This is a genomic window from Streptomyces albospinus (assembly GCF_014648695.1).
Taxonomy (GTDB): Bacteria; Actinomycetota; Actinomycetes; order Streptomycetales; family Streptomycetaceae; genus Streptomyces; species Streptomyces albospinus.
Genome location: NZ_BMRP01000081.1, coordinates 1 through 16617 on the forward strand (window position 1 = coordinate 1; position 16617 = coordinate 16617).

Genomic DNA, 16617 nt, shown 5'->3' on the forward strand with positions numbered 1-16617 from the left:
TCAAGGAACGGACGCTTCCTTTGTGCCTGTTTCACCAGGCTCTCCGGGCGCTTCCCTTCAGTCTTGCGTTTCCGACTCTATCAGATCCTCGCGGCTCCGATTTTCACCGGTGCGATCCGGCCTTTCGGCTTTCTCGCGTTTCCGACTCTATCAGATCCTTTTCCGCTCCGGCCGCTTGTCGCAGCCGTTTCGAATTCGGTTCCGATTTCCCGTCGGAGGGGGTTTGCCTTTCGGCTGATCCGACTTTATCAGATTGCTCTGGGCCGGAATTCCGCCGGCGTGAGGGAAGAAGACCGGACGCACAAGGCGTAGGGCGCTTCCCGTTCAGGCGGAGCCGTAAACGTACTGGAGCGGGGCGCCTGGATGCAAATCCTGGCGCCCCGCTCCGACTTGAGGACCTTCGTATGACTCTGCGTCAGACCTCGACGACCACGGGGAGGATCATCGGGCGGCGTCGGTAGTTGTCCGACACCCACTTGCCGACCGAGCGGCGGACCAGCTGCTGGAGCTGGTGGGGCTCGGTGATGCCGTCCTGGGCCGACTTGGCCAGGGCCTCGTCGATCTTGGGTGCGACGGCCTCGAACGCGGCGTCGTCGATGCCGGAACCACGGGCGTGGATATTGGGCCCGCCGACGATCTTTCCGGTGCTGCTGTCCACGACCACGAAGACCGAGATGATGCCCTCGTCGCCCAGGATGCGGCGGTCCTTGAGGTGGGTCTCGGTGACATCGCCGACCGAGAGGCCGTCGACGTAGACATAGCCGGCCTGGACCTTGCCGGAGATCTTGGCGACGCCGTCGATCAGGTCGACCGCGACGCCGTCCTCGGCGATCACGATGCGGTCCTTCGGGACGCCGGTCAGTGCGCCCAGTTCGGCGTTGGCGCGCAGATGGCGCCATTCGCCGTGGACCGGCATGAGGTTCTTCGGCTTGCAGATGTTGTAGAAGTACAGCAGCTCGCCGGCCGAGGCGTGGCCCGAGACATGGACCTTGGCGTTGCCCTTGTGGACGACGTCCGCGCCCCAGCGGCTCAGGCCGTTGATCACGCGGTAGACCGCGTTCTCGTTTCCGGGGATGAGCGACGAGGCCAGGATGACCGTGTCGCCCTGGACGATGCGGATCTGGTGATCCCGGTTGGCCATCCGGGACAGGGCCGCCATCGGCTCGCCCTGGGAACCGGTGCAGACCAGCACGACCTCGTCGTCCGGGAGGTCGTCGAGGGTCTTGACGTCGACGACCAGGCCCGCGGGGACGTTCAGATAGCCCAGCTCACGGGCGATGCCCATGTTGCGGACCATCGAGCGGCCGACGAAGGCGACCCGGCGGCCGTACTCATGGGCCGCGTCGAGGATCTGCTGGATACGGTGCACATGGCTGGCGAAGCTCGCCACGATGATGCGCTTGCCGGCGTTGGCGAACACCTGGCGCAGCACGTTGGAGATGTCCCGCTCGGGCGGGACGAAGCCCGGGACCTCGGCGTTCGTCGAGTCGGAGAGGAGGAGGTCGATGCCTTCCTCGCCGAGCTTGGCGAAGGCGGGGAGGTCGGTCAGCCGGCGGTCCAGGGGGAGCTGGTCCATCTTGAAGTCGCCGGTGTGCACGACCATGCCCGCGGGGGTGCGGATGGCCACCGCGAGGGCGTCCGGGATGGAGTGGTTGACCGCGACGAACTGGCAGTCGAAGGGGCCCAGGCGCTCGCGGTCGCCCTCGGCGACCTCCAGCGTGTACGGGCGGATGCGGTGCTCCTGGAGCTTGGCCTCGATGAGGGCGAGGGTCAGCTTGGAGCCGATCAGCGGGATGTCCGGCTTCTCCCGCAGGAGGTAGGGGACACCGCCGATGTGGTCTTCGTGGCCGTGGGTCAGGACGATGCCGTCGATGTCGTCGAGGCGGTCCCGGATGGATGTGAAGTCCGGCAGGATCAGGTCGATTCCGGGCTGCTCCTCCTCAGGGAAGAGCACTCCGCAGTCGACGATCAGCAGCCGGCCGCCGTACTCGAAGACCGTCATGTTGCGGCCGATCTCACCCAGGCCGCCGAGGGGGGTGACGCGGAGGCCGCCCTTGGGAAGCTTCGGCGGTGTGCCGAGCTCGGGATGCGGATGACTCAAAAGACTCTCCTCACCACGCGCGCCACGCTGCCGTCGAGGCACGTGGCGCGCATGACATTCGTGCACTTGCTATGTGGCGGTTGTTGGTCCGTATTCAGTTGTGAAGTCTGTGTTCAGAGCTGTACCCCGCCGGCGGCGAGATCGCGCTTGAGCTGCTCGGTCTCCTCGGGGGAGAGCTCGACCAGGGGCAGCCGCAGCGGGCCCGCGGGCAGGCCCTGGAGGCCGAGGGCGGCCTTGGTGGTGATGACGCCCTGGGTGCGGAACATGCCGGTGAAGACGGGCAGCAGCTTCTGGTGGATCTCCGTGGCCTTGGTGACGTCGCCGTTGAGGTGGGCGTCCAGGAGGGCGCGCAGCTCGGGGGTGACGACGTGGCCCACGACGGAGACGAAGCCGACGGCGCCGACCGAGAGCAGCGGGAGGTTGAGCATGTCGTCGCCGCTGTACCAGGCGAGGCCGGAGCGGGCGATGGCCCAGCTGGCGCGGCCCAGGTCGCCCTTGGCGTCCTTGTTGGCGACGATCCGCGGGTGCTCGGCGAGCCGGACCATGGTCTCGGTGTTGATCGGGACACCGCTGCGGCCGGGGATGTCGTAGAGCATCACGGGCAGGTCCGTGGCGTCGGCGATGGCGGTGAAGTGGCGCAGCAGTCCCTCCTGCGGGGGCTTGCTGTAGTACGGCGTGACGGCGAGCAGGCCGTGCGCGCCGGCGTCCTGGGCGGCGCGGGCCAGCTCCAGGCTGTGGTGGGTGTCGTTGGTACCGGCTCCGGCGACGACGAAGGCGCGGTCGCCGACCGCGTCGACCACGGCGCGGACCAGCTGGGCTTTCTCCGCATCGCTGGTGGTCGGGGACTCTCCGGTGGTGCCGTTGACGACGAGGCCGTCGTTGCCGGCGTCCACCAGGTGTGCGGCGAGCCGCTGCGCGCCGTCAAGGTCGAGGGCGCCATCCGCCGTGAACGGCGTGACCATGGCGGTCAGCACCCGCCCGAAGGGGGTCTGCGGTGTGGAAGTCGGAGCCATGGGTCCCACGCTACTCGTAGGGCACCTCGGGGTGTGCCTCTGGGGAGCAGGGATGTGGACTCCGGCACTGCCTGCTCGGGGGTTCAAGCAGTGCCGGGTCCGTCTGTTCAGCGTAGATGAACTTCTCAAAATGCCGCAATCCGGACACTTCGCACGTCCGTGCCGCGCGCCCGGCTGCGCGGCCCGTTGCCTGCGCTTTACGCGGCTTTACGGAGCGATCCGGCCGTTCGCATTGAATGCGCCGTACGTGAGCGGCATGAGCCCGGCCCAGTGGGCCTCCATCTGCTCGCCGACCATCTCGATCTCGCGCTGCGGGAAGGAAGGGACCTTCGCCAGCTCGTGCTGCGTCCGGAGGCCGAGGAAGTGCATCAGGGAGCGTGCGTTGCAGGTGGCGTACATGGAGGAGAAGAGGCCGACGGGGAGCACCGCGCGGGCGACCTCGCGGGCGACACCGGCGGCGAGCATCTCCTGATACGCCTCGTACGCCTGGCGGTAGCTGTCCTCCATGGCGCGGGTGGTGAGCTCGTGCTGGGCCGGGGTGCCGTCGACGAACTCGTACTTCCCGGGGCGGCCCTGCTGGACGAGCTTGCGGGACTCGCCGGGGACGTAGAAGACCGGCTCCAGCTGGCGGTAGCGGCCGGACTCCTCGTTGTACGACCAGCCGACGCGGTGCCGCATGAACTCGCGGAAGACGAAGATCGGCGCGCTGATGAAGAAGGTCATGGAGTTGTGCTCGAACGGGCTGCCGTGCCGGTCGCGCATGAGGTAGTTGATCAGGCCCTTGGAACGCTCCGGGTCCTTCCGCAGCTCCTCCAGGGACTGCTCGCCGGCCGTGGAGACCCGGGCCGCCCACAGCACGTCGCTGTCCGCGGCGCTGTGCTTGACCAGCTCGACCGTCACCTCGCTGCGGAAGCTGACGGGTGCGCTCTCGGCGCTCTCGGGGGTGTGGGACACCGGCGGTTCCTTCCGTTCGATCCTCGTGCGCGCCCAGCCTACGGCCCGCCACTGACAGCGCGGGAAATGCGAGCTGATACCGCGTTAGCGACAAAACGGACCCCCGACGGCAGCCGTCCGCCAGGCGGTTGATATTTTTCACAGAACTCACGGAAAACGGGCACCAATCGGGCGCCCGAGTCGTCTTTCCCTGTGACAGTGCCCACTTCGAGGTTCCTAGGAGAGCCCGCTCATGTTCCGCCGGCGAGAGCCCGTCCCGTTCGCCTTCGTTGCCGAGGCAGACCGGTTCCGCAGCAATGTCACTCCCCCGCCGCGCCAGCGCGCCTCGCGCGCGCAGATCTTCGGGCAGTCGCTGATCACGCTGACCGTGGTGGGCGGCCTGGCAGGCGCGCTGCTCTTCGGCCTGCCCGCCCTTCAGCAGGACACCTCCGGCTCCACCGGGGTGCACCAGTCCGAGGCCGCGCACCGCTGAACCGGCAGACGGGGCGGGCCGTCAACTGGTTCCGCCCCGTCAGTCCCGATAGCCTCACCGGTCACAGCTTCCGTCAGCATGCGTTCCGTGCTGACCAGCCGGAGTGAGGATCAGCCGTGCCCCTGCCCTTTCTGACGGCCGACCGCGACCTCAAGGCCGACGGCCGCGCGCCGGAATCAATCGCCCTGCCGCACGACGAGCCCGACCACTGGCGCCGTCCCTACCGCCCCGGACCGTGGCGCGTGGGGGCGGCGGCGGTGTTTCTGCTGCTCGCCTCGTTCGTCCTGCTCTCCGCGCTGATCATCGCGCTGGCCGGATCGCTGCCCGGGGCGGCGGTCTGTGCGGTGGTGGCGGCGCTGATGATCGCCCTGGCGCTGCGGCTCGTCCGCGTCGGGGTGTGGGTGAGCGCGCGCGGGCTGCGGCAGGTGAATCTGCTGCGGACCACGACCCTGCCGTGGAGCGGCGTCGCGGCGGTGCGCACGGCGCAGCAGCCGGTGCGCTGGCTGGGGCTGCCGCGGACCGTGCAGGGGCAGGCGCTGATCGTCGAGCGGACCCAGGGCGGGCCGCTGCGGGCCCTGGTCACCGACCACAACGGGGACTTCCTGTCCCGTCCGGAGGCGTTCGAGCAGGCCGCGGACGTACTGGAGGCGTGGGCGGCGGAGAACCGCCCCTGAGACCCGGAGGTCCAGGGGCGGTCGGCGGGTCCGCGGGACTCAGACCGTCGGCACGGGCCCGTTGTCGGGGCGTACCGGCTTCTCGTCGTGCAGGTCGATGGCGCGCTGCATGGCCTTGCGGGCGCGCGGGGTGTCCCGGGCGTCGTGGTAGGCGACGGCGAGCCGGAACCACGTGCGCCAGTCGCCCGGCGCCTCCTCGGTCTCGGCCTGCCGCCGGGCGAAGACCGCATCGGCCGCGTCGCGGTCGATCCGGCCGCCGGGGGTCCGCAGGAGGTCGTCGACCGGCAGGCCGCCCTCGGCCTCCAGCGCCCCGGCCAGCCGGTTGGCGCTGCGCGCGAAGCGGGTGTTGGCCCACAGGAACCAGCCGCCGATGCACGGCAGGACGAAGGCCACCGCCCCCATGCCCATGGCCGCCGGCTCCCCCGTCAGCAGGAGGAGGACGCCCTCCATCGCCACCACGCCGAAGACCAGCACCAGCACGGTGGCGAGGAAGAAGTACGTGATCTTTCCACCCATGACCGTCAGCCCAGGTCGAGGAAGTTCTCCAGGCCCACCGTCAGGCCCGGGGTGTTCACCACGCGGCGCACGCCGAGCAGGATGCCCGGCATGAAGCTGCTGTGGTGGAGGGAGTCATGGCGGATGGTGAGGGTCTCCCCGACCCCGCCGAACAGCACCTCCTGGTGGGCCAGCAGACCGCGCAGCCGTACGGAGTGCACCGGGACGCCGTCCACGTCCGCGCCGCGGGCGCCGTCCAGCGCGGTGCTGGTGGCGTCCGGCTGCGGCGCGCAGCCGGCCTCCTCGCGGGCCTTGGCGATCAGCTGGGCGGTGCGGGCGGCGGTGCCGGAGGGGGCGTCCGCCTTGTTGGGGTGGTGTAGCTCGACGACCTCGACGGACTCGAAGAAGCGGGCCGCCTGCTGGGCGAACTGCATGGTCAGCACCGCGCCGATGGAGAAGTTCGGCGCGATCAGCACGCCCGCCCCCGGCGAGGCGGCGAGCGAGGTGCGCAGCTGCGCGAGGCGCTCATCGGTCCAGCCGGTAGTGCCGACCACTCCGTGGATCCCGTGCCGCAGGCAGAAGTCGAGGTTGCCCATCACCGCACCGGGGTTGGTCAGCTCGACCACGACCTCGGCTCCGGCGTCGACCAGCGTCTCCAGCCTGTCGCCCCGGCCGAGGGCCGCGACCAGTTCCATGTCGTCGGCGGCCTCGACGGCCCGTACGGCCTCGGAGCCGATGCGCCCCTTGGCTCCGAGGACGGCCACGCGCAGCTTGCTCATCGTTTTCCGCTCTCTCTTGGTGGTTCGGTGGCCCCTGGACGGTGCCGGCGCCGTCCCCTAGGCGACGGCGTCGTCCAGACGGGCCGCCTGCCGGTCCTTCAGTGGGCCGATGACGGACAGCGAGGGGCGTGCGCCCAGGACATCACGGGCCACCTCCCGGACCTCGTCCGGGGTGACGGCTGATATCCGGGCGAGCATCTCGTCGACCGACATGTGCTCGCCCCAGCACAGCTCGCTCTTGCCGAGCCGGTGCATCAGGGCGCCGGTGTCCTCCAGGCCGAGGACCGTCGAGCCGCGCAGCTGGCCGATCGCGCGGCGGATCTCGTCGTCGGTGAGGCCCTCGGACACCACCTTGTCGAGCTCGTCGCGGCAGATCTTGAGGACGTCGTGCACCTGGTTGGGGCGGCAGCCCGCGTAGACGCCGAACAGCCCGCAGTCGGCGAACCCCGAGGTGAAGGAGTACACGCTGTAGGCCAGACCGCGCTTCTCGCGGACCTCCTGGAAGAGGCGGGAGGACATCCCGCCGCCCAGGGCGGTGTTCAGTACGCCCATCGCCCAGCGCCGCTCGTCCGTGCGGGCCATGCCCGGTACGCCGAGGACGACATGCGCCTGCTCTGTCTTGCGGCCGAGGAGCTCCACGCGTCCGGCCGTACGGATGGCGCGGGAGCCGCTGCGCGGGGCGATCGGGGCCGCGTCCGGGCGGCCGAGCGCGCCGGCCCGCTCGAAGGCGCGGCGGACCGAGCTGACGACCTTGGCGTGGTCGACGTTGCCGGCGGCGGTGACGACCAGGTGCGTGGGGTCGTAGTGCTTCTTGTAGAAGCGGCGGATGCGGTCGGCGGTGAGGGCGTTGACGGTGTCGACGCTGCCCAGTACGGGCCGGCCGAGCGGGGTGTCGCCGAGCATGGTGTGCGCGAACAGGTCGTGCACGCAGTCGCCCGGGTCGTCCTCGGTCATGGCGATCTCTTCGAGGATGACGCCGCGCTCGGCGTCCACGTCCTCGGTCTCGATCAGCGAGCCGGTGAGCATGTCGCACACCACGTCGATGGCCAGCGGCAGATCGGTGTCCAGCACCCGCGCGTAGTAGCAGGTGTATTCCTTCGCGGTGAAGGCGTTCATCTCGCCGCCGACCTCGTCGATCGCGGCGGAGATGTCCAGGGCGGTGCGCCGGCCGGTGCCCTTGAAGAGCAGGTGCTCCAGGTAGTGGGTGGCGCCGTTGAGGGACGGGGTCTCGTCGCGGGAGCCGACGTGCGCCCAGATCCCGAAGGTGACGGAGCGGACGGACGGCAGCGTCTCGGTGACGACGCGCAGGCCGCCGGGGAGGGTCGTCTTGCGGACCGTGCCGGCGCCCGCGATGCCCTTGAGAAGCGTTTGGGTACGGGCGACGGCCCGCCCCTCCGAAGAGGTGCGGGCCGTCGTCGTGTACGTACGGGACGTCACTTGGCGGCGCCCCCGGCGGAGCCGTCGTCGGACCCGGTCTTCGTGTCGTCCTTGGCCGCGTCCTCGTCCTCGATCACGGGGATCAGGGAGAGCTTGCCGCGCTGGTCGATCTCGGCGATCTCGACCTGGACCTTGGCGCCCACGCCGAGCACGTCCTCGACGTTCTCGACGCGCTTGCCGCCGGCCAGCTTGCGGATCTGCGAGATGTGCAGCAGGCCGTCCTTGCCCGGGAGCAGGGACACGAACGCACCGAAGGTGGTCGTCTTGACGACGGTGCCCAGGTAGCGCTCGCCGACCTCCGGCATGGTCGGGTTGGCGATGCCGTTGATCGTGGCGCGGGCGGCCTCGGCGGCCGGGCCGTCGGCGGCACCGATGTAGATCGTGCCGTCGTCCTCGATCGTGATGTCGGCGCCGGTGTCCTCCTGGATCTGGTTGATCATCTTGCCCTTGGGGCCGATGACCTCGCCGATCTTGTCCACCGGGATCTTGACGGTGATGATCCGCGGCGCGTTCGGGGACATCTCGTCCGGGACGTCGATGGCCTCGTTCATCACGTCGAGGATGTGGAGGCGGGCGTCGCGGGCCTGCTTCAGCGCGGCGGCCAGGACCGAGGCGGGGATGCCGTCGAGCTTGGTGTCGAGCTGGAGCGCGGTGACGAACTGCTTGGTGCCGGCGACCTTGAAGTCCATGTCGCCGAAGGCGTCCTCCGCACCGAGGATGTCGGTGAGGGTGACGTAGTGCGTCTCGCCGTCGATCTCCTGGGAGATCAGGCCCATCGCGATGCCGGCGACCGGGGCCTTGAGCGGCACACCGGCGTTCATCAGCGACATCGTGGAGGCGCAGACCGAGCCCATGGACGTCGAGCCGTTGGAGCCCAGCGCCTCGGAGACCTGGCGGATCGCGTAGGGGAACTCCTCGCGGGTGGGCAGCACCGGGACGAGCGCCCGCTCGGCCAGCGCGCCGTGGCCGATCTCGCGGCGCTTGGGGGAGCCGACGCGGCCGGTCTCACCGGTGGAGTACGGCGGGAAGTTGTAGTTGTGCATGTAGCGCTTGCGGGTCACCGGGGAGAGGGTGTCCAGCTGCTGCTCCATGCGGAGCATGTTGAGGGTGGTGACGCCCAGGATCTGGGTCTCGCCACGCTCGAACAGCGCGGAACCGTGCACCCGCGGGATCGCCTCGACCTCGGCGGCGAGCGTACGGATGTCCGTGACGCCGCGGCCGTCGATGCGCTTCTTCTCCTTGATGACGCGCTCGCGGACCAGGGTCTTGGTCAGCGAGCGGTACGCGGCGGAGATCTCCTTCTCGCGGCCCTCGAACTCCGGGAGCAGCTTCTCGGCGGCCAGCGCCTTGACGCGGTCCAGCTCGGTCTCGCGCTCCTGCTTGCCGGCGATGGTGAGCGCCTGCGCGAGCTCGGTCTTGACGGCGGCGGTCAGCGCCTCCAGGACGTCGTCCTGGTAGTCGAGGAAGACCGGGAACTCGCCGGTCGGCTTGGCGGCCTTGGCGGCGAGGTCCGACTGGGCCTTGCACAGGACCTTGATGAAGGGCTTGGCAGCCTCCAGACCGGCGGCGACGACCTCCTCGGTCGGGGCCTCGGCGCCGCCCTTGACCAGCTCGACGGTCTTGTCGGTGGCCTCGGCCTCGACCATCATGATCGCGACGTCGCCGTCGGGCAGCACCCGGCCGGCCACGACCATGTCGAAGACCGCGTCCTCCAGCTCGGTGTGGGTCGGGAACGCGACCCACTGGCCGTTGATCAGGGCGACGCGGGTGGCGCCGATCGGGCCGGAGAAGGGCAGGCCGGCCAGCTGCGTGGAGCAGGAGGCGGCGTTGATGGCGACCACGTCGTAGAGGTGGTCGGGGTTGAGCGCCATGACCGTCTCGACGATCTGGATCTCGTTGCGCAGGCCCTTCTTGAAGGAGGGGCGCAGCGGCCGGTCGATGAGGCGGCAGGTGAGGATCGCGTCCTCGGAGGGGCGGCCCTCACGGCGGAAGAAGGAGCCGGGGATCTTCCCGGCCGAGTACATCCGCTCCTCGACGTCGACGGTCAGCGGGAAGAAGTCCAGCTGGTCCTTCGGGTTCTTGGAAGCGGTGGTGGCCGACAGCACCATGGTGTCGTCGTCCAGGTACGCCACGGCGGAGCCGGCGGCCTGCTTGGCCAGGCGGCCCGTCTCGAAGCGGATGGTGCGGGTGCCGAAGGAGCCGTTGTCGATCACGGCTTCGGCGTAGTGGGTCTCGTTCTCCACCAGGAATATCTCCTCGTCTGCGTCCGCTGCCCGTGTGGCAGGGACCGTCTTCGGTGGAGCGCCGGTGCGGGCCGGTCTTCGATCGAAGCACCCGGAGTGATGTCGCATGGTCTGCCATGGACGGCCCGGGGGCCACTACCGAGGACCGGCGGCCAGGAGGCGCTCCTACCGCGTTCGCTTTTGCGATATGGCACCAGACTACAAAGCTTCCGCCCACCGCGCGGCGGGACGGCTGTCTGGTACGTACGGCAAAGGGAGCGGCCCCCGGTGGGAACCGCTCCCTCTGTGCCGTCTTACTTGGCGCCCGCCGCGCCGCGGCGGATGCCCAGGCGCTCGACCAGCGCGCGGAAGCGCGTGATGTCCTTCTTCGCCAGGTACTGCAGCAGGCGGCGGCGCTGGCCGACGAGCAGCAGCAGACCACGGCGGGAGTGGTGGTCGTGCTTGTGGGTCTTGAGGTGCTCGGTCAGGTCCGAGATGCGGCGGGACAGCATCGCGACCTGCACCTCGGGGGAGCCGGTGTCACCCTCCTTGGTGCCGAACTCGGCCATGATCTGCTTCTTCGTTGCGGCGTCGAGCGACACGCGTACTCCTTTGGGTTCTGGTCCGCGAGCGCCCCTGGTTTGCGTCACAGGGAATTTTGGATGACTCGGATGGACCGTCGGACAGACTACCAGCTGGAAACGGCCCCCCGACCGGGTGGTCGGGGGGCCGTGACCCGTGCGGTGCGGTGCGCCGCTAGTTGCCGGTGAGGCCGCGCACGGTGCTGTACACGTCGAGCACCGCCAGGCACAGCGGCACCAGGGACAGCAGGACCATGCCGTCGAAGATGTCGAAGATCCGGCCCCAGAAGGGGGTGACACCCTTCCTCGGGACGATCAGGCCGACGCCGACGAGGATGGCGGCGCCCACCGCGATGCTGCTGGAGAACCAGACGGTGCGGATGTTCAGCGGGCCGGAGTCCTGGAAGCGCTCCAGGTTGACGAAGATGTCGACCGGCGGGTGCAGCGCGATGCCCAGGACGAGCAGCACGATGGTGAGGATGCCCGCGATGGTCAGGCAGGCGACCTGCGCGGTGTAGTCGAAGAGCCGGGCGCGCAGCATGATCGTGATGCCCGCGGCGAGCGCCAGCACCTGCGCCCAGACGTTGTCGGAGAAGCCGAGGACGACACCGGCGGAGCCGACGACCAGGGCGGAGCAGCCGGCGACCAGGCCGAGCAGCAGTTCGTGGCCGCGCTTGGCCTGGTTGCCGATCTTGACGAAGTCGACGGACTCGGTCTCGCCGCCGTTGTCCAGGGCGCCCTTGGCGATCTGGTCGGGCGACTGGTAGCCGATGGGCAGCCGGGCGAACCGGGCGGAGAGGCCGGGCAGCCAGGCGACCATCGCGATGGAGACGACGGCGGTGACCGCGGCGACCTCGCGCGGGGCGGCGCCGGTCAGGATCGCGGCGAAGACCGCGAGGGTGCCGATCGCGGACAGGAACGCGGCGGCCACGAAGGGCGCGTCACCGCGCGGCAGCAGGACCACCAGCAGCACGGAGGCGATCAGTACGGTCACGCAGCCGACGAGCAGCTGGAGCCGGCCGGGGCCGGAGCCCTGGTCGACGGGGAAGATGCCGGAGCCGGCGATCAGCAGGTGCGGCAGCGACGCGAGGCCCAGCGCGATGGAGGAGCCGTGGTCGTCGTAGACCCGGGCGCGGACACCGGCCAGGGCGACCAGGACGACGCCGACGACGCCGGCGATGATGCCGGGGAGCCGGTGCATGTCACGGTCGACGGGGTTCGAGAACCACAGCGCGAACGCCATCATGACGAGCAGCAGCACGCCGGCGGTGAGGCCGACGCCGTGCATCAGGTCGTCGCTCCAGCGGCTGCGGTTGCGCTTCACGGCGGAGGCGACCGCGTCCGAGACGTCGTCGAAGACCGGCAGCGGCAGCGACTCGGCGAAAGGCTTCAGCAGCAGCAGGTCCCCGTCGAGGATCTGCTGCTGGGCCAGCGACTGCCCGGCGTCGAGCACCGTGCCGTCGCGGCGTACGAGGTGGTATCCGGTCGGGGCGCCCTCGGCCTGGGACTGCCCGGAGAGCCGCAGGATCTCCGGATAAATGTCGACGAGTGCCACGTCCTCCGGCAGTGCCACGTCGATCCGTGCATCCGGCGCGGCGACTGTGACCCGGCAGAAGCCGGTGCCAGTGCTCGTGCTCACCTGGCGGTTCCCCCTATCCGTTGGGCGTTTTGTCGCGTCACGCGCCCTATATATAAAGCCGTCTCTACAGCGTTGTGGCGCGCTCGCGGGGCGTCAGCGTACCGTCCGATCGGGGCACGGCCCCACCCACCCCTTGGCTTGACGTTTAACAGTAGGATCAACGCCTGCGTCGGGCCAAGGACTTGGCTCGGGGGACCGTCGAACCAACGGGGGCGGTCCGAGACTGCGAGATGCATGAAGGACTGATGCCTCGGTGAGCGTTGTCATCGTCAAGCGCCCGCCACGCGCGCTGCCACACGAAGTCCCCTCGGAGGAGGTGGTACTTGAGGCACCTCCGGAGCTGCCCCGCGAAGGCGAGCCGGAGAACCTGTTCATGACGTTCATGCCCATGATGGGCATGGCGTCGTCGGCGGGCTTCCTCTTCATGGGGAACCAGCCGTTCATGAAGATCATGGGCGGCTTCATGGTGGCATCCACCATGGCGATGGCGATCATGCAGATCGTCAAGGCCCGCCAGGGGCCTTCCGGACAGATGGTCCAGGAGCGCCAGGACTACCTCAAGTACCTGACGCAGAAGCGGAAAGAGGTACGGCGCACCGCGCGCCGGCAGCGGGACGCGCAGCTTTTCACCCACCCCGACCCCAGCCAGCTGTGGTCGATAGTCGCCGAGGGCAAACGGGTGTGGGAACGCCGGGCAACGGACCCGGACTTCGGCCAGGTGCGCCTGGGGCTCGGACCCCAGCAGCTGGCCACTCCTCTGCGGGCTCCGGAGACCGCTCCGGTCGACGAGCTGGAGCCGCTCACCGCGCACGCGATGAAGGAGTTCCTCGACAAGCACGGCCATCTGGACGACCTCCCGCTGGCGGTGTCGCTGCGCGCGTTCTACCACCTGACGGTCTCCGGTGACCCGGACACCGTCTACGGCGCCTCGCGCGCCATCATCGCCCAGCTGTGCACCCTGCACTCGCCCGAGGACCTGGTGGTGGCGGTCGTCGCCGCGCCGGGTGCGCAGGCCGAGTGGGAGTGGACGAAGTGGCTGCCGCAGGTCCAGGACAAGACCACGGACGGCGCGGGCACCCGGCGGCTGGTCGTCGGCGACCTCGGCGAGGTCGAGGAGCTGCTGGCCGACGAGCTGGACGGCCGCGGGCGGTTCAACCCGCAGGGCGCCCCGGTGAGCGACACCCCGCACGTGGTGGTCGTGCTGGACGGCGGCGACGTGCCGATGGACTCGGTGATCGCCGGGGCCGAGGGCCTCCAGGGCGTCACCATCCTGGAGATCGTGCCGGGCGACCTGGACGAGATCCGCGGCGGTCTGGCCGTCCAGGTCTGGCCGGGCAAGCTGGTTCTGGAGTCCGCGAGCGGCGCGGTCTACCACGGCGTCTGCGACACCCTGTCGATCGCCGAGGCGGAGGCGCTGGCCCGCCAGCTGGCCCCGCTGCGGGCCGGTGCGGGCTCCGACGGCGAGGATCCGCTGCTGTCCTCCATGGACTTCACCGACCTGCTCAACATCGGCGACGCCGGCACCCTGGACGTGTCGCGCACCTGGCGGCCCCGGACGCTCTCCGAGCGGCTGCGGGTTCCGATCGGCGTCGACCGCGACGGGCAGCCGGTCATGCTGGACATCAAGGAAGCCTCGCAGCAGGGCATGGGCCCGCACGGCCTGTGTGTCGGTGCGACCGGTTCCGGTAAGTCCGAGGTGCTGCGCACCCTGGTGCTCGCGCTCGCGGTGACGCACTCCTCCGAGACGCTGAACTTCATCCTCGCGGACTTCAAGGGTGGCGCCACCTTCACCGGTATGTCCGAGATGCCGCACGTCGCGGCGGTCATCACCAACCTCGGTGAGGACGTCACGCTGATCGACCGCATGCGCGACTCGATCACCGGTGAACTCCAGCGCCGTCAGGAGCTGCTGCGCTCGGCGGGCAACTACGCCAACATCACCGACTACGAGAAGGCGCGTGCCGCGGGTGCCCCGCTGGACCCGCTGCCGTCGCTGGTGATGATCATCGACGAGTTCTCCGAACTCCTCGCCGCCAAGCCCGACTTCATCGAGATGTTCATCCAGATCGGCCGTATCGGCCGTTCGATGGGTGTGCACATGCTGCTCGCCTCGCAGCGTCTGGAAGAGGGCAAGCTGCGCGGTCTGGACACCTTCCTGTCCTACCGACTGGGTCTGCGCACCTTCTCCGCGGCCGAGTCGCGGACCGCGATCGGTGTGCCGGACGCCTACCACCTCCCGAACGTCCCGGGTTCCGGCATCCTGAAGTACGACACCGAGACGATGGTCCAGTTCAAGGCCGCCTACGTCTCCGGTACGTACCGCGGTCCGGGCGGCGGCGGTCGCGGCGGCAGCGGCGGCCGGTCGATGCGGATGCCGGTGCCGTTCACGGCGGCCCCGGTCATCGAGCAGATCATCGAGGAGCCGGTCGTCGTCGAGTCGACCGAGCCCGAGATCGACGACGCGCTCGCCGACACCGTGCTGGACGTCATGGTCCAGCGGATGCAGGGCCAGGGCCCGCCGGCGCACCAGGTGTGGCTGCCGCCGCTGGAGGAGTCCCCGACGGTCAACCAGCTGCTCCCGGCGCTCTCGATCACCCCCGAGCGGGGTGTGCACGCGGCGGAGTACACCGCGCTGGGCAAGCTCGTGGTGCCGGTCGCGCTGGTGGACAAGCCGTTCGAGCAGCGGCGTGACGTGATGTACCTCGACTTCTCCGCCGGTGCCGGTCACGGCCTGGTCGTGGGTGGTCCGCAGTCCGGCAAGTCCACGCTGATCCGTGCCGCCATCGCGTCGTTCGCGCTCACCCACACCCCGGCCGAAGTGCAGTTCTACTGCCTCGACTTCGGCGGTGGCGGCATGCTCTCGATGGAAGACCTGCCGCACGTCGGCGGTGTCGCCTCGCGTCTGGACGCCGAGAAGGTTCGGCGTACGGTCTCCGAGGTCGTCGGCATCCTCAACGAGCGCGAGGAGTTCTTCCGCGCCAACAACATCGACTCGATCGCGACCTACCGCCAGCGGCGGGCCGCGGGCGCCTTCCCCGACCAGAAGTGGGGCGACGTCTTCCTGATCATCGATGGCTGGTCGACGTTCAAGACCGACTACGAGCAGATGGACCCGGTGATCCTGGACATCGCCGGCCGGGGTCTCGGTTTCGGTATCCACCTGATCATCGCCGGCTCCCGCTACACCGAGGTGCGGCCGGCGCTGCGCGACCAGCTCCTCAACCGCGTGGAGCTGCGCCTGGGCGACCCGATGGAGTCGGAGTTCGACCGCAAGCGCGCGGAGAACGTCCCGATGGGCAAGCCGGGCCGCGGTCTGTCCCCGGAGAAGCTCGACTTCCTGGCGGCGCTGCCGCGCCTGGACGGGATGAGCGACCCGGAGACCCTCAGCGACGGCGTCGCCAACCTGGTGCAGACGGTCAGCGAGCACTGGCAGGGCGAGCCCGCCCCCGCGGTGCGGATGCTGCCGACCATGCTCCACGTCAACGAACTGCCCAAGGGCAGCGACTACCCGGACCACGGGATCGCGATCGGTGTCGACGAGACCACTCTGTCCCCGGCGTTCATCGACTTCGAGACCGACCCGCTGCTGGTCATCTACGGCGAGAGCGAGTCCGGCAAGTCGTCGCTGCTGCGTCTGATCACGAAGCAGCTCGCGGAGCGGTATGCGCAGGACAAGGCGCTCATGGTGGTCTCCGACTACCGCCGCGCGCTGCTGGGCGAGATCCCCGAGAGCCACGTGTACAAGTACTGTGCCGCGGGGCCGCAGCTCCAGGAGGTCATCAGCGGTCTGGCGGGTTCGCTGGGCCGACGGATGCCGGGGCCGGACGTCACGCCGGAGCAGCTGCGCAACCGCAGCTGGTACGACCTGCCGGACGCGTTCGTGATCGTGGACGACTACGACCTGGTGGCGACCAGCACCGGCAACCCGCTGCAACCGCTGCTGGAGTACCTGCCGTTCGCCCGTGACCTGGGTCTGCGCCTGATCATCGCGCGCACCTCCTCGGGCGCCGGACGGTCCTCGTTCGAGCCCGTGATGCAGCGCACCAAGGAGCTCGGCGCACAGGGCCTGATCCTGTCCGCCGACCCGGCCGAGGGTCCGCTGATGGGCAACGTCAAGGGCCAGCAGATGACGCCGGGCCGGGCCACGTTCATCACGCGCAAGCGTGGTGCGCAGCTGGTCCAGACGGGCTGGCTGCCGTACAGCGGCCAGTAACCGACCACGCGCGAAACGGCGGGGGGGCGTCCCCCTT

Annotated in this window: 12 protein-coding genes; 3 read left to right on the forward strand and 9 right to left on the reverse strand. The window is 69.6% G+C overall.

Annotated features, from left to right (window positions below):
- Window positions 1-415: 415 nt before the first annotated feature.
- From IEZ17_RS39915 to thyX, 3 genes are all read right to left on the reverse strand, one after another.
- Window positions 416-2101 carry a ribonuclease J gene (locus IEZ17_RS39915; RefSeq protein WP_189308534.1) on the reverse strand — a complete coding sequence of 562 codons (1686 nt, stop codon included), beginning with the start codon at window positions 2099-2101 and terminating at the stop codon, window positions 416-418.
- 113 nt (window positions 2102-2214) lie between these two features.
- Entirely contained in the window at window positions 2215-3114 is a 900-nt protein-coding gene (gene dapA, locus IEZ17_RS39920) for a 4-hydroxy-tetrahydrodipicolinate synthase (protein WP_189308535.1), read from the reverse strand.
- A gap of 207 nt (window positions 3115-3321) precedes the next feature.
- Window positions 3322-4068: an FAD-dependent thymidylate synthase gene (gene thyX, locus IEZ17_RS39925; RefSeq protein ID WP_189308536.1), complete on the reverse strand. Its 747-nt coding sequence runs from the start codon at window positions 4066-4068 to the stop codon at window positions 3322-3324.
- 232 nt (window positions 4069-4300) lie between these two features.
- Here thyX and IEZ17_RS39930 point away from each other — a divergent pair, with 232 nt between their 5' ends.
- Together IEZ17_RS39930 and IEZ17_RS39935 are read left to right on the forward strand one after the other, a co-directional pair.
- The gene (locus IEZ17_RS39930; RefSeq protein WP_189308537.1) at window positions 4301-4540 is read left to right on the forward strand and encodes a hypothetical protein; all 240 of its coding nucleotides are present in this window, start codon (window positions 4301-4303) and stop codon (window positions 4538-4540) included.
- Window positions 4541-4656: 116 nt separating this feature from the next.
- Window positions 4657-5214, forward strand: a complete 558-nt coding sequence (locus IEZ17_RS39935; RefSeq protein ID WP_189308538.1) for an SCO5741 family PH domain-containing membrane protein — start codon at window positions 4657-4659, stop codon at window positions 5212-5214.
- A gap of 39 nt (window positions 5215-5253) precedes the next feature.
- Here IEZ17_RS39935 and IEZ17_RS39940 read toward each other — a convergent pair whose 3' ends face one another.
- From IEZ17_RS39940 to eccD, 6 genes are all read right to left on the reverse strand, one after another.
- On the reverse strand, window positions 5254-5730 hold the full coding sequence (locus IEZ17_RS39940; RefSeq protein WP_189308539.1) for a tetratricopeptide repeat protein: 477 nt from the start codon (window positions 5728-5730) through the stop codon (window positions 5254-5256).
- 5 nt (window positions 5731-5735) lie between these two features.
- Complete coding sequence (gene dapB / locus IEZ17_RS39945) at window positions 5736-6488, reverse strand: 4-hydroxy-tetrahydrodipicolinate reductase (RefSeq protein WP_189308540.1); 753 nt, start codon at window positions 6486-6488, stop codon at window positions 5736-5738.
- 57 nt (window positions 6489-6545) lie between these two features.
- Window positions 6546-7925 (reverse strand): M16 family metallopeptidase, encoded by a 1380-nt coding sequence (locus IEZ17_RS39950; RefSeq protein WP_189308541.1) that lies wholly within the window; start codon window positions 7923-7925, stop codon window positions 6546-6548.
- Window positions 7922-10168: a polyribonucleotide nucleotidyltransferase gene (locus tag IEZ17_RS39955; RefSeq protein WP_189308542.1), complete on the reverse strand. Its 2247-nt coding sequence runs from the start codon at window positions 10166-10168 to the stop codon at window positions 7922-7924. Before IEZ17_RS39955 ends, IEZ17_RS39950 begins: the two co-directional genes overlap by 4 nt.
- 293 nt (window positions 10169-10461) lie before the next feature.
- On the reverse strand, window positions 10462-10749 hold the full coding sequence (rpsO, locus tag IEZ17_RS39960; protein WP_189308543.1) for a 30S ribosomal protein S15: 288 nt from the start codon (window positions 10747-10749) through the stop codon (window positions 10462-10464).
- Between the two features lie 154 nt (window positions 10750-10903).
- Window positions 10904-12367, reverse strand: coding sequence for a type VII secretion integral membrane protein EccD (eccD, locus tag IEZ17_RS39965; RefSeq protein WP_189308544.1), 1464 nt, complete (start codon window positions 12365-12367; stop codon window positions 10904-10906).
- Window positions 12368-12620: 253 nt separating this feature from the next.
- Between eccD and eccCa the strand changes: the two genes are divergently transcribed.
- Window positions 12621-16580 (forward strand): type VII secretion protein EccCa, encoded by a 3960-nt coding sequence (gene eccCa / locus IEZ17_RS39970; RefSeq protein ID WP_189308545.1) that lies wholly within the window; start codon window positions 12621-12623, stop codon window positions 16578-16580.
- Window positions 16581-16617 lie beyond the last annotated feature (37 nt).